The following is a 13,010-nucleotide window of genomic DNA, read 5'->3' as shown; positions in this document are numbered from 1 at the left end:
AGGAAGGCGAGCGCAATGCGAATTAGTTTAGTGGCCGCAATGGCAAACGACCGCGTGATCGGAAAAGACAATCAAATGCCTTGGCACTTGCCCGCTGATTTAGCGTGGTTTAAGCGTACAACACTGGGCCACCCTGTGGTGATGGGACGTAAAACCTTTGAGTCGATTGGACGCCCGCTGCCTAAGCGTGTCAATGTGGTGATCAGTGGTGATGCGGACTTTGCGCCCGAGGGCGTGACTGTGGTGCGCTCTCCCGAGCAAGCGCTTGAAGTGGTGGCCGGCTATGAAGAAGTGATGGTGATTGGCGGCGGTACTATTTATCAAGCGTTTTTACCTCAGGCTGATCGTTTGTATCTCACCTTTATCGATTTAGACGTTGACGGTGATACCCGTTTTCCAGAATGGGGAACCGGATGGTCAAAAACCGAGGTCGGCACGCATCCCGTGGATGAGAAAAATGCGCACCCTCTTACCTTTACGATTTGGGACCGCGCTTAATCTTTTGTCTATTCGGCGGGAACGGTAAAGCAGGCTTTGTCTTCCCAACGCAGGAGCGTCAACTTTCCTCCCCAGACACAGCCGGTATCTAGCCCATAAAGTTTGGGCTGAATAGTGCCATTCAATGCCGCCCAGTGACCAAAGACTACGGCTTGCTCAAGCGGTTGGCGATTAGGTACCTCGAACCATGGTACTAAGCCACTGCCTAAGGCTTGATCAGGGGGGAGTTTGCACTGCATATCCAAACGCCCGTCAGGGGAACAAAAACGCATCCGCGTGAAGCTATTAATAATATAGCGATAACGTGCTATCCCGGTCAGCGTAGCATCCCATTGATCAGGGCTGTCATGGTACATATTCTCCAATAACCAAACTTGGTCTTCACTCCGCAGAATCGTTTCCACCTCACGGGCGCAGGCGACGGCAGTCGATTTATCCCACTGCGGACTGATGCCGGCATGGGTCAGCAGAAACCCGCCGTCTGGTGCGGGTACATCGCGTATTAGCGGCTGTTGAGCCAGCCAGTTTAATAGTCTGTCTGCGTCTGGTGCATCAAAGATAGGTTGCGTTTTATCTTTTGCTTTGACGGGTTTAATCCCATTGGCGACCGCCAGCAAATGGAGATCATGATTGCCCAATACCAACTTTGCGGATTCACCAAGCTGATAAAAATACCGTAAAACTGCGAGGGAATCGGGACCGCGTGCGACGAGATCGCCGACCGAGTAAAGCGTATCTCGGGCCGGCGAAAAGTCAGCTTCAGCCAATAAAGCATGTAGCGCTTTATCGCAGCCGTGGATGTCCCCGACAAGATAGGTAGCCATATGCCTCCTTGGAGGAGTTAGTGAAGAATGTTGGGGAGCGCGAGACGGAAAGGTGCAATATTGACCTTAAAAGACTGCGCATCTTGATCTTGCATGGTATAAAACCCTTGCATCACCCCAACAGGCGTTTCAATGATGGTACCACTGGTATAGGTATATTTTTCGCCTGCGGCAATCTTAGGTTGCTCGCCGACAACACCCTCACCTTCGATTTCCAACTCCTTGCCATTAGCGTCAGTGATCAGCCACTTTCTTCGCATCAACTGTGCGGGGGCGTCTCCTACATTTTTAATCGTGACCGTGTAGGAAAAGACAAAGCGTTCATGGTCTGGTTCCGATTGGTCTTCCACGTATTGAGTGGCGACGTGGACCTCGAATTGCGCGGGTTCAGTGGCTTGCAAGTCAAGACTCCTGTTTATGATGAGTGATTGGCATCTAACCAATTTGCGAGGCTAGAGAATTGCGCCAGTGTCATGTTCTCTGGACGTAAACTGGGATCGATTCCGAGCTCGGTTAAGGTGTCAACATCGACCAGCGATTTGAAACCGTTCCGGATAGTTTTGCGGCGTTGATTAAAACCTTCACGACAAACACGTTCCAACCACGACAAATTAGTGACTGGATGCGGTAAGGTTTTATGTGGGACGAGGCGAACGACCGCAGAATCAACCTTGGGCGCTGGCTTAAAGGCGCTTGGCGGTACTTCCAGCACGGGCACCACTTTACAGTAGTATTGTGCCATGACCGTGAGGCGGCCATAGGCTTTAGTGCCTGGGCCTGCGGCCAAACGTTTTACCACCTCTTTTTGTAGCATGAAATGCATATCCTGTACGTGGTCAGCAAAGGAAAAGAGATGAAACATCAATGGGGTGGAGACATTGTACGGTAAGTTACCGAAAATGCGCAGAGGCCCCTGCTTTGCCAGCTCAGCGAAATCAAACGCCATGGCATCGGCTTCATGAACCGTCAGCTTTGGTCCCATAAATGGATGGCTTCGCAGGCGCGCGGCAAGATCGCGGTCGAGTTCGACCACGTTGAGGTGATCGACTTGTTCGGTCACCGGTTCGGTCAATGCGCCTAAACCCGGGCCAATCTCTACCAGGTTTTCACCGGATAAAGGATTGATTGCCGCAACAATACCGTCGATGACATACGGGTCGTTTAGGAAGTTTTGTCCGAAACGTTTTCTGGCACGGTGGCCTTGATGGACTTTATCGCTCATGCTTTGCTATCTACTAATTCAATGGCGTGGGAGATGGCCGTCCGCAGGCTTCCTGTATCCGCCGTACCGGTACCCGCTAAATCCAATGCGGTACCATGATCTACTGATGTTCTAACAAATGGGAGGCCCAAGGTGATATTCACCGAGCGTCCAAATCCTTTGAATTTTAACACAGGTAAGCCCTGGTCGTGATACATCGCTAAGACAGCGTCGGCGTCTTGCAAATATTTATCCTGAAAAAGGGTGTCGGCGGGCAGTGGGCCAATAATATCCATACCTTGTTGGCGCAACTCATCAAGCGCCGGCTCAATGATGTCGATTTCTTCTCGACCCAAGCAGCCGTCCTCTCCCGCGTGCGGATTGAGACCGCAGATATAAATGCGCGGTTGCTTAATGGCGAATTTTTGTTGTAAGTCTTGATGCAAAATCGCAATGACGTCATGCAAGCGCTCACGGGTAATGGCTTTAGCCACATAGGCGAGTGGGATGTGCGTCGTCACCAGCGCGACACGTAAGCCTTCGGTGGCCAGCATCATCACCACTTGGTTGACGTTGGCGTGTTGGGCAAAAAACTCAGTATGACCGCTGAAGGAAACGCCGGCGCGATTAATGATCCCTTTATGGACAGGCCCGGTGACAACCGCTGCAAATTCGCCGGTCATATTGCCTTCTGCCGCACGAGTCAGCGTGTCGAGCACATAGCGACCATTGGCCTCATCTAACTGGCCTGGCACAACATCTGCGCCCATCGGGGTATCTGCAACGACCAGCTCCCCTGCTTGATGAGGGCGAGGCCGTGCTGATGGGTCATAGTCCCGCAAACTCACGGCGAGATTGAGCGCTTCGGCTCGCGCTGCCAGCATCTGTTTATTGGCGATAGCTACCAGCTGATGTGGCCAAGAGAGCAGGGCCATTGCTAAGACCAAATCCGGACCAATGCCCGCCGGCTCGCCAGGGGTGATCGCGATACGCTCAGCTGTCATCATTGATCACCTCAACATAGGCACCCGCGCGCAGCTCTTGCAGCCAGGCTTGCGCTTCTTCATTAAATTTGCGGTTAAACAGCATACGGTAAGCACGGTTTTTAACCGCCGCATCGGTTTTATCGACATCGCGACGATCGGTCACTTCAACCACATGCCAGCCATGCACGGTCTTAAAAGGCTCACTAATTTGACCTTTTGGCAAACTATCGACTTTGGCTTTAAACGCGGGCACATAAGCTTCTGTGGTTGACCAGCCTAAGTCCCCCCCGTTAACGGCAGAGCCCGGGTCATCACTATATTGTTTGGCGAGGTCGGCAAAGGTTTGTTCGCCACGCTCGATTTGTGCAATCAGCTGATTGAGCTCTTTTTTCGCCCCTTTATCACTGAGTACGATCGAGGGTTTGATCAAAATATGGCGGGCTTTGACTTCGGTAACGGCGACCGTTTCCAAACCTTGCACATCATCGATTTTCAAAATATGAAAACCCACACCACTGCGAAATGGCCCGATAATAGCGTCTTTCCCTTGGTTGGTGATTTGGTCGGCGAAAATCGTTGGCATTTCTTCTAGGCGCAACCAGCCCCAATCACCGCCATCAAGTGCTTTGGGTCCCTTAGAATATTCCATCGCCAGCTCCGCCACGTTGCCGCCATGACGTAATGTATCGACTAAGCGATACGCTTGCTTTTTCACCGCGTCACGTTCAGCTTTGTCCGCGTCATCATCCAATTTGAGTTGGATATGAGAGAGCTTATAACGCACTTTTTGCATCTGCTGTTCGTTAAGCTGACTGGCTAATGTCTCAACTTCTTGCGGCAAAATGCTAATACGGCGGCGTACCTGTGCATTGCGCGCTTCTGAAATCGTGAGCTCTCGGCGAACTTGCTCGCGATATTGATCCCATGCGATCCCTTGCTCTGCCATTTTGTCGCGCAGAGCACTCACACTGACCGATTGCTCTTTAGCAATATTTTTGATCGCTTGTTGTAACTGGCTGTCGTCAATTTGGATGCCTAGCCGCTTTGCTTCCTGTAGCTGTAGTTCTTCAACAATGAGTCGCTCGCGCATCTGCTCTTCAAGAACGTCTTGAGGCGGTAATTCACGATCTCCGTTGGCCGCATTACGGGTGACCGTTTGGCGCATGGCCGTCATTTCACTGTTCAGCACCACACCATCATTCACAACGGCGATGACGCGATCTAGCTCTTGAGGTGCTGCTTGGGTTAAGGGGGTCAGCAACACTAAAACGCCAGTGATGAGGGCGTGACTCCATTTGTTCATGCTTTGTCCACTTTTTTTCATAGGTTCAACAGTCCAGACCACAATAAGGCGTGTTAGTTCTTTAATGCAAAGGGATCACGATAACCCAGAGCGTTGCCTGAGTCAGTGCTAAAGTTAAAGCCACTGTCAGCTCCCAATCCGAGTAAGCTGAATGACAAGGTAACATTGTTGTCGTAAACCGGATCGGCGTTAATATCAGCGCGCGACATTAAGTACTCGTTGTAACTTAACCCGACGACCCAACAGTCTGAGCGATAGGTGAGGCTAACTTGGTTTTCCAACATGACATCTTGGGTCAGGTCGCGCCAGTATTGGCCTGTAAAACTTAGCCCGCCGCCGAGAGGAAACCCAGTGACGACGCCAGCTTGTGAGAGGCCATCATCGGTGAGCCGGCTGATGTCTCGGTTTGGCAGCGTCGAGACAATATATTCCTGTGCGACGTAGCGATAACTGGTTTGTGCATAAAACTGGCCGCGGCGATATTCAGCAATCGCGTTACCAAACTGCATTTCGCGTAAGTTGCTGTCATATTGCATCGATGCGCGGACAAACAAGTTGTCATCAATGTTGGCTTCCCCTTCTAACGCCCAAGACGAATAATCAAAGGTTTCTGCATCTTGGTTAGACGGTTGGTCAAAGTAGTAAATTTGCCCAAAGGACAAATTCAGACGCTCTTTATATCCGCCATCATAAAAGCGGGTCGTCGCGCCGTAGGTGAGTTGGTTGGCCGGATTAATGTAATCAATGCTACTGAATTGATTACCGCGAAATAGACCGTAGTAGTCGGTCTGCAAGCGTGCGGTATCATAACCGCCGCCACTAAAGTTGACCGGATTATAGATACCGTCTTGATCCACATCTTTAATATACAAATATTGGACTTGCGGCTCGATAGTTTGGCTGAAATGACCGCCCATGGCCCAGAAGTTACGCTCTAGGACAACGCCAGAGTGCAGGCGCAGAGTGGGGATTTTTCGCTCGACTGAATGACTCAGCTCCGCATTAGATTCTGCATCTCGGATGGCGCTATCAAAGCGCTGATCATAGTGCGTATACAGCATGCTGGCTTCCGCCGTGGCATTAAACCAAGGGCGGGTATATGGCAGCGTTAGGGTTGGGGCTAAATGTGTCCGGGTGGCTTCGGGTTTATTGGGATCATCGTTAGCAAATACACTAAATTGCGCAGGCACACTAATATCGAGCCAATCCGTGACTTGTGGCGCGTAGTAGTTAAGATCCACTTGTGGCATCAAGCGATAGACACTGGTGCCTTCTGTTAGCGCTTGGAAGTCGCGAACACGAACTGTACTGTTCCAATCTAAACCGCGATAACTGATTTCGCCCGTTTGGAGTAGCGTGTTGTCTTCTCGTTTGCCCACATTAGAGTCGATGCTTTGGAAGTAAGCGATATCACTGACTTTGCTGTAATCCGCTTCGTAGCGCCAGTGACCTTGTACACCGCTATGTTGCCAGTTGAACCCCCAACGTGAATCGAGCTTGGGGTTGAGCTGGTCGTCAGGCAGGTATTCAGAGTAAAGCGACCCGCTTCCTATTGGCGTAAGGTAGCGAATATTGGTCTTTAATTGAACGCCTCGCTCAGACATATATTTGGGTGTCAGTGTGGCATCCAGTTGCGGATGGATATTCCAATAAAACGGCGTTTCCATCTCGATGCCATCACGATCACTCCAGGTAAGCGACGGATACAAAAAACCTGTCAGCCGACCCTCTTCGACCGGTACACGCAAATAAGGCAGATAAAAGATCGGGACGTCCATTACCTCAAATCTAGGGTGGTAAAGATCAGCAAATAAGCTGCTGTCTTCTTTCTCAATTTTTGAGGCAGAAAAACGCCAGCTTTTATCTTCATCTGGACACGTGGTATAGGTGCCATCCTCAAGCTCGTAGAAGGTGGTGCCGTTTTTAAACACCCGTTTCGCCTCGCCCCGTCCTGGGGTACATAGCATCTTATACTGGGCGTTATTCAGCGTGGTGTCTTCGCTTTCGAGGTTGGCTTGTAGATAATCTGATGTCACCATCATCTGGCCATCATTGAACACCACATCCCCTTGTGCAGTAACGATCCGCTCTGGATCGCGTAAGGTTGCGGTATCGGCCGTCATCTTTCGATGGCCTTGCGTGACTTCGACATTGCCACTATAGATGGCTTTGTCGTTGGTCTGCGCCTCAGCACGATCTGCGACCACACGAATGGGGGCGTTATTCACATCCTGTGTCTGCTCGCTGGCCGGAACGCACTGGGCCTCCTTGTCAGAGCAAGGCTGAGTCGTTGGGTCTGTGTTGGCAAACACAAGGGCTGGGCCGTAGAGCGCCAAGCTGATCATGGTGGCTAAAAAGCTACGTGCAGTCGGTGACATTGAAGAAGACATTCCTGTTTTATCTGATTGCGTGGTGTACACGAAGGCAACGCATCAGTATGCTTTGGCTGCAAAATGCGATTATCATAAATCAATTTGCGCCCGGCATCACCTTTAAATGTGCAGGGTGTGAAACTAGCAATGAGACCATGGCATGCGACTAAATGGCAAGGTAATTGGGGCAATTCTCGGCACATTGTTGGGAGGCCCAATCGGTTTTCTTCTTGGCCTTTTCTTAGGTCATCAGTTTGATAAAGCGAAACAGCGCGCGCGTTTCGGCGGTTTGGGTGGCCAAGGGCCACAAGCACAACGTGTTTTTTTCCATGGCACCTTTGCCGTGATGGGACATATGGCGAAAGCTAAAGGGCAGGTGACGCAACAAGAAATTCAGCTCGCCAGCTTATTGATGGATCGCATGCAGTTGCAAGGTGAAGCTAGGCAACTGGCCCAGCAGGCGTTTCGCGAGGGAAAAGACAGTGACTTTCCGCTGGATGAAACCCTCAACGGTATTCGTGCCTTAAGCCAGGGGCRACGTGATTTATCGCGTGTCTTTTTGGAAATGCAGATACAAGCTGCGTTTGCTGATGGTGAGATCCATCCTAAAGAGCGTGAACTTTTGTATGTAATTGCCGAAAAGTTGGGCTTTTCGCCACAGCAACTGGAACAGCGCCTGCGAATGCAAGAAGCTGCGTTTCGCTTTAGTCAAGGCTATCAAGGCGGCTGGCAGCATCAATCCGATGGCCCCGGTGCGCCGCCGCAGCAGAATGAAATCGACGATGCCTATGATGTATTAGGTGTTGACGCTTCTGCTTCCTCTCAGGAGGTGAAAAAAGCGTATCGGAAACTGATGAATGAGCATCACCCCGATAAATTGATGGCGAAAGGTTTACCGCCAGAAATGATGGAGATGGCGAAAGAAAAAGCGCAAGAAATCCAAAAAGCGTACGACGTAGTGAAAAAAGCCCGCGATATATAGCGGGCTCGTTAGGTTGATTAATCGTCGCGATCATCAATCAAGCGCATCAATCAGGGTGTGTTGTGGTGCACCACGAAAGAACCCATCAATATTGGCGATCAGCTGTTGTGCCAGAGTGTGAACGGCTTCGTCAGCGCCCCAAGCAATATGCGGGGTGACAATAAGGTTGGGTAATGATGCTGCAACTAACGGATGTGCGTCGGGGGCGGGCTCTTGACTGAGTACATCCAAGCCAGCACCACCAATTTGGTCGCGTTTTAACGCATATAACAGGGCCTGTTCATCCACGAGATCGCCGCGGCCAGTATTAATCAAAATGACATGCTGTGGCATCTTGGCCAACACATCTTGATTAATCAGATGTCGGGTTTTGTCGGTTAACGGGCAATGCAGCGACAGCACATCAGCCTGTTGAATCACCTGTTCAAAGGGCTGATAGCCTGGCCGGCAATGGCTCGCCCCTTGATGCTCGGCAAACATGACTTTCATGCCAACGGCCTGGGCCAATTGCCCGACCGCTTCTCCTAGTGCGCCTTTGCCAATAATCCCTAAGGAACTGCCAGCGACACTGCCTATCGGGTGAGTAAAAAAGCAAAACTGGCCCCGTTTTTGCCATTCACCTTGACGCACATCGGCATGATAACCCATCAGCTGACGTTTCAAGGCATAAATCAGAGCCATGACATGCTCGGGCACGGATTGGGTGGCATACCCTTGTACGTTGCAGACTTGTACGCCGTGTGCCTGACAAGCCGCTAAATCGACATTGTTGACCCCGGTTGCGGCGACCGCGATCAGTTTTAGCTTGGGAAGTGCAGTCAGTATTGCTTCATTGATCACGACTTTATTGGTGATTGCCACATCGGCATGTTGCAGGCGATCGATCACGTCACCGGGAGCGGTGGCAGGGTAGGATTGCCAATGATGGGGGTGATGAAGCGTTGGCAGCGTAATGTGAGCAGGAATGGTGTCTCTATCGAGAAAAACCACCTTGATGGGGGTGTGATGAGCCATGTTGATCTCCGTGTCTCAATGCATGGCCCTAGAATGTGAGATTAGTAGCTTTTCTGCAAACCTTAATGGTCAGCCTGTGAGGTTAGCAGGCGCAAGCTGATACTCACTCGCTAGTCGATTATCCGGCATCTGCGGATAAAATGCGCAGGGCGCTTGAAAGTGCATCGGCGTTTCAGTGACAGGATGCAAAATGCTTAATTCTGCGGCATGCAAATGAAGGCGAGAGGCATACTCAAAAGCTTCTGGCAGCGCATAAAACTCATCGCCGACAATCCCATGCCCAAGGGCCTGCATATGCACACGGAGCTGATGAGAGCGGCCGGTGAGAGGATACAATGCCATTAAGCTTGTCTGTGCATGCTGATGCAAACAGCGGTAGTGCGTTTGCGAGGGCTTGCCGTGTTCAAAACAGACCTTCTGTCTGGGGCGATTGGGCCAGTCGCAAATCAAGGGCAGATCGACATTTCCCTCGTCGTGTATAGGGTGCCCCCACACTTCGGCGTAATACAACTTGGTGGGCACGCGCTCGCGAAATTGCGCTTTAAGGTGTCGCTCAGCGGCTTTGTGCGCGGCAAACGCCATGACGCCAGAGGTCGACATATCTAAACGATGGACCAGCTCTGCGTCCGGGAATTCGGCTTTAACCCGTGACCACGCACTGTCGTAATGCGCAGGATCACGGCCAGGGTTAGCCAATAATCCACTGGGTTTATTAATTACCACCAGATCGGCATCTTGATACAAGATATCGAGCCAAGGTGTGGTGGGAGGATGATACTCAATGATTGCCATATAAGGGTTCGGGGCCGGTTGGCCCCGCCTTCGTTCAAAGGGTGATTATTGGTGGCTGACCACAATCAAACGCAGGGCGTCTAAATCGACTTGTGCGTGTTGAATATGATGCGACAAGGTACTGATCTGATCGCGTAGTGCGTCGAGCTCATCATCACGAATATTGGGGTTAACCGTTTTCAGTGCGTCGAGCCGTGCTAAGGCCTGATTCAGCTCGCTGTCCATCTCTTGGTGGGCGGCCGTTTGAATCTCAGACAAGGCTTTTTGGGCCAGCGGTTCGCTTTTCTCAATCAGCTGGTGGACTTGGGCTTGAACCGAGTTGACCATTTTACTGCCTAAATGACGATTCACCGGGCTGAGCTGGCGATGAAACGATTCAAACTCAACGTTGGCTGAGAGATCATTGCCGTTCGCATCCAAAAGCAACCGCACCGGCGTTTGCGGTAAAAAGCGATGAATACCCGACGATTTAGGGGCTTGTGCATCAATGGTGTAAATCAGTTCAACAAACAGGGTTCCCACAGGCAGCGCTTTGTTTTTGAGCAAAGAGACCGCGGTGGTGCCGATGTTTTCGCTCAGCAATAAGTCGATACCGCCACGCACGATCGGGTGCTCCCAAGAGACAAACTGCACATCTTCGCGACTGAGTGCCGTATCGCGGTCGAAGGTCAGTGTGCACCCATCCGTTGGTAGGCCAGGGTAACTGGGCACCATCATCTGCTCCGACGGCTTGACCACGATGGCGTTTTCACCTTTGTCATCTTGATTAACGCCGATGGTATCAAACAGACCGAGCGTGAAGGTGACAAGGCCCGTATCGCCATCTTGATCGGCGATGGTTTGCGCCAGCTGCTTGGCAGCCTCCCCGCCGTGTGAGTGCATCTCGAGCAGTTTATCGCGGCCTTGCTCCATTTCTGCTTTAAGGAGTTGATTCATGGCGGCGCTATCGTGAATGAGCGTATTTAGCGCATCATCATGTTGATTATTGGCTAACAGTGTTAACAATGTCTCGCCATACTGCTCAAACACCGCACGGCCGGTTGGGCAGGTATCCTCAAAGGCATCAAGCCCTTCGTGATACCAACGCGCTAAAATGGTTTGCGCTGTGCCTTCTAGGTAAGGAACGTGAATGGCAATATCTTGACGCTGACCAATACGATCAAGGCGACCAATGCGCTGCTCGAGCAAGTCGGGGTTCATCGGTAAGTCGAACATCACCAGCTGATGGGCAAACTGGAAGTTCCGGCCTTCTGATCCAATTTCAGAGCAAATCAAGACTTGAGCCCCGCCTTCCTCTTGGGCAAAGTACGCTGCCGCTTTATCACGCTCAACAATCGACATGCCTTCATGGAACACGGTGCCACGGATCCCCTCACGCTCGCGCAAGGCCTGCTCAAGCGTCAGTGCGGTTTGCGCGCGTGAGCAAATGATCAGTACTTTGTCGCGACGGTGGGTTTTTAAATAATCCAGCAACCAATCGATACGTGGGTCAAAGCCCCACCAGCTGGCACTATCGCCCTCAAACTGCTGATAAATATCTTCAGGATAAAGATTTTGTACCGCTTTTTGTTCGCTTGAGCTTGTGCCTCCCATCATGCCCGCCACCCGCATGGCAGTTTGATACTGGCTCGGTAACGCCATAGGGTGCATGTGCAGATGCCGGCTCGGGAAGCCACTGATGGCAGCCCGCGTGTTACGGAACAAAACGCGCCCGGTACCGTGGCGATCCATTAAATCATCAATCAGCTGTTGGCGAGCGGTGTGCTTGGTTGCATCATCATCGCTATCAATGGCGCTGAAGCGTTCATCAAGCTCGTCACTTTGCAATAGCGCCCGAATGCTACGTTGGGCATTATCACTTAACGGGGCATCGGCAAGTAGCGCTTCAACCGCTTCGGCGACAGGGGCATATTGTTCGGCTTCTTCAACAAAGGCGTCATAATCATAAAAACGATCAGGGTCGAGCAGGCGTAAACGCGCAAAATGACTTTGCTGACCTAACTGCTCAGGGGTCGCGGTGAGTAACAACACCCCAGGGGTATGCTCAGCAATGCTTTCGATAATCTGATATTCACGGCTCGGTGTCGTTGGCGTCCAGGTTAAATGGTGTGCTTCGTCCACCACTAATAAGTCCCAATGGGTGTCACAGACTTGCTCGACGCGACGCCGGTTTTTGCGTAAAAACTCCAGTGAACATAACACCAGTTGCTGAGTATCAAATGGGTTGGGTGAGTCAGCAAAGGCCTCGACACAGCGCTCTTCGTCAAAAATAGAGAAGTGCAGGTTAAAGCGGCGCATCATCTCGACCAACCACTGATGCTGCAAGGTTTCTGGAACCACGATCAGTACCCGCTCGGCTTGGCCTGCAAGCACTTGCTGGTGAATGATCATGCCCGCCTCAATGGTTTTCCCTAAGCCGACTTCATCCGCGAGCAAAACCCGCGGTGCGTGACGACGACCCACCTCATGGGCAATGTAAAGTTGGTGAGGAATTAATCCAGCACGCATCCCCGTCAACCCCCGTAGAGGGCTACGCAACTGCTGATGCTGATTGGTTAACGCCCGATAACGCAACGCAAAACGTTCCATTCGGTCAAGTTGACCGGCAAAGAGTTTGTCTTGCGGCTTGTTAAAGCGGATCTGATGGCTGAGTAAGATTTCGCGCAGCGGGACTTCGTCTTCCTCGGTGTCTTCGCGATAGCCGTAATAGGTCAACACCCCGTCGTTTTCTTCAACGCGCGAGACGGTCATGGTCCAGCCCTCGTGACTTTCTACCTCATCGCCGGGGTTGAACATCACCCGAGTCACGGGCGCATCATGGCTGGCGTACAGCCGTGTTTCATCACTAGCAGGAAACATTAGGGTCACGGTACGGCCATCAACGGACACCACAGTGCCCAGTCCAAGATCATGCTCCGTATCACTGATCCAACGTTGTCCAAGCGCAAATGACATAAGGGAAAACCTCTGAATTAACTCGATTGTCGAAAGACTCGGTGCCGCGCAAACGCAACCCGATTAAATAGTGTGTTATTCAG

General features: G+C 51.5%; 11 protein-coding genes. 2 read left to right on the top strand and 9 right to left on the bottom strand.

The genetic code is table 11. The features are described from left to right. The first annotated feature begins 15 nt into the window (after positions 1 to 15). The gene (gene folA / locus BZG76_RS02045) at positions 16 to 498 is read left to right on the top strand and encodes a type 3 dihydrofolate reductase (protein WP_077459965.1); all 483 of its coding nucleotides are present in this window, start codon (positions 16 to 18) and stop codon (positions 496 to 498) included. An 8-nt stretch (positions 499 to 506) separates the two neighbouring features. Here folA and apaH read toward each other — a convergent pair whose 3' ends face one another. Genes apaH through lptD form a run of 6 tightly spaced genes read right to left on the bottom strand, consistent with a single transcriptional unit; the run spans position 507 to position 7,190 of the window. Then, on the bottom strand, positions 507 to 1,322 hold the full coding sequence (gene apaH, locus BZG76_RS02040) for a bis(5'-nucleosyl)-tetraphosphatase (symmetrical) ApaH (RefSeq protein ID WP_077459964.1): 816 nt from the start codon (positions 1,320 to 1,322) through the stop codon (positions 507 to 509). A 17-nt stretch (positions 1,323 to 1,339) separates the two neighbouring features. After that, positions 1,340 to 1,723: a Co2+/Mg2+ efflux protein ApaG gene (gene apaG, locus BZG76_RS02035; RefSeq protein ID WP_021023353.1), complete on the bottom strand. Its 384-nt coding sequence runs from the start codon at positions 1,721 to 1,723 to the stop codon at positions 1,340 to 1,342. A 14-nt stretch (positions 1,724 to 1,737) separates the two neighbouring features. Then, positions 1,738 to 2,544, bottom strand: coding sequence for a 16S rRNA (adenine(1518)-N(6)/adenine(1519)-N(6))-dimethyltransferase RsmA (gene rsmA, locus BZG76_RS02030; protein ID WP_021023354.1), 807 nt, complete (start codon positions 2,542 to 2,544; stop codon positions 1,738 to 1,740). Continuing rightward, a complete protein-coding gene (pdxA, locus tag BZG76_RS02025; protein ID WP_021023355.1) occupies positions 2,541 to 3,530 on the bottom strand; it encodes a 4-hydroxythreonine-4-phosphate dehydrogenase PdxA in 990 nt (329 codons plus the stop codon). The genes rsmA and pdxA overlap by 4 nt, the downstream gene beginning before the upstream one ends. Continuing rightward, positions 3,517 to 4,812, bottom strand: coding sequence for a peptidylprolyl isomerase SurA (surA, locus tag BZG76_RS02020; RefSeq protein ID WP_077460039.1), 1,296 nt, complete (start codon positions 4,810 to 4,812; stop codon positions 3,517 to 3,519). Before surA ends, pdxA begins: the two co-directional genes overlap by 14 nt. 53 nt (positions 4,813 to 4,865) lie before the next feature. Further along, positions 4,866 to 7,190 carry an LPS assembly protein LptD gene (lptD, locus tag BZG76_RS02015; protein ID WP_077459963.1) on the bottom strand — a complete coding sequence of 775 codons (2,325 nt, stop codon included), beginning with the start codon at positions 7,188 to 7,190 and terminating at the stop codon, positions 4,866 to 4,868. 154 nt (positions 7,191 to 7,344) lie between these two features. Between lptD and djlA the strand changes: the two genes are divergently transcribed. Further along, complete coding sequence (djlA, locus tag BZG76_RS02010) at positions 7,345 to 8,166, top strand: co-chaperone DjlA (protein ID WP_077459962.1); 822 nt, start codon at positions 7,345 to 7,347, stop codon at positions 8,164 to 8,166. 33 nt (positions 8,167 to 8,199) lie between these two features. On the opposite strand, the gene BZG76_RS02005 is transcribed toward djlA, so the two are convergent. From BZG76_RS02005 to rapA, 3 genes are all read right to left on the bottom strand, one after another. Then, positions 8,200 to 9,180, bottom strand: coding sequence for a D-2-hydroxyacid dehydrogenase (locus BZG76_RS02005; RefSeq protein WP_077459961.1), 981 nt, complete (start codon positions 9,178 to 9,180; stop codon positions 8,200 to 8,202). Between the two features lie 69 nt (positions 9,181 to 9,249). After that, positions 9,250 to 9,972: a bifunctional tRNA pseudouridine(32) synthase/23S rRNA pseudouridine(746) synthase RluA gene (gene rluA / locus BZG76_RS02000; RefSeq protein WP_021023361.1), complete on the bottom strand. Its 723-nt coding sequence runs from the start codon at positions 9,970 to 9,972 to the stop codon at positions 9,250 to 9,252. Between the two features lie 45 nt (positions 9,973 to 10,017). Beyond that, positions 10,018 to 12,927, bottom strand: a complete 2,910-nt coding sequence (rapA, locus tag BZG76_RS01995) for an RNA polymerase-associated protein RapA (RefSeq protein WP_077459960.1) — start codon at positions 12,925 to 12,927, stop codon at positions 10,018 to 10,020. Positions 12,928 to 13,010 lie beyond the last annotated feature (83 nt).

The sequence above is a fragment of the Salinivibrio sp. AR647 genome (assembly GCF_001995415.1).
Lineage (GTDB): Bacteria > Pseudomonadota > Gammaproteobacteria > Enterobacterales > Vibrionaceae > Salinivibrio > Salinivibrio costicola.
This window is presented reverse-complemented; position numbering and strand designations above follow the sequence as displayed.

Coding starts and splice junctions, on each gene's coding strand:
- rapA (WP_077459960.1), bottom strand. CDS start 12,927: ATGTCATTTGCGCTTGGACAACGTTGGATCAGTGATACGGAGCATGAT.
- pdxA (WP_021023355.1), bottom strand. CDS start 3,530: ATGATGACAGCTGAGCGTATCGCGATCACCCCTGGCGAGCCGGCGGGC.
- lptD (WP_077459963.1), bottom strand. CDS start 7,190: ATGTCACCGACTGCACGTAGCTTTTTAGCCACCATGATCAGCTTGGCG.
- surA (WP_077460039.1), bottom strand. CDS start 4,812: ATGAACAAATGGAGTCACGCCCTCATCACTGGCGTTTTAGTGTTGCTG.
- BZG76_RS02005 (WP_077459961.1), bottom strand. CDS start 9,180: ATGGCTCATCACACCCCCATCAAGGTGGTTTTTCTCGATAGAGACACC.
- rsmA (WP_021023354.1), bottom strand. CDS start 2,544: ATGAGCGATAAAGTCCATCAAGGCCACCGTGCCAGAAAACGTTTCGGA.
- apaH (WP_077459964.1), bottom strand. CDS start 1,322: ATGGCTACCTATCTTGTCGGGGACATCCACGGCTGCGATAAAGCGCTA.
- rluA (WP_021023361.1), bottom strand. CDS start 9,972: ATGGCAATCATTGAGTATCATCCTCCCACCACACCTTGGCTCGATATC.
- folA (WP_077459965.1), top strand. CDS start 16: ATGCGAATTAGTTTAGTGGCCGCAATGGCAAACGACCGCGTGATCGGA.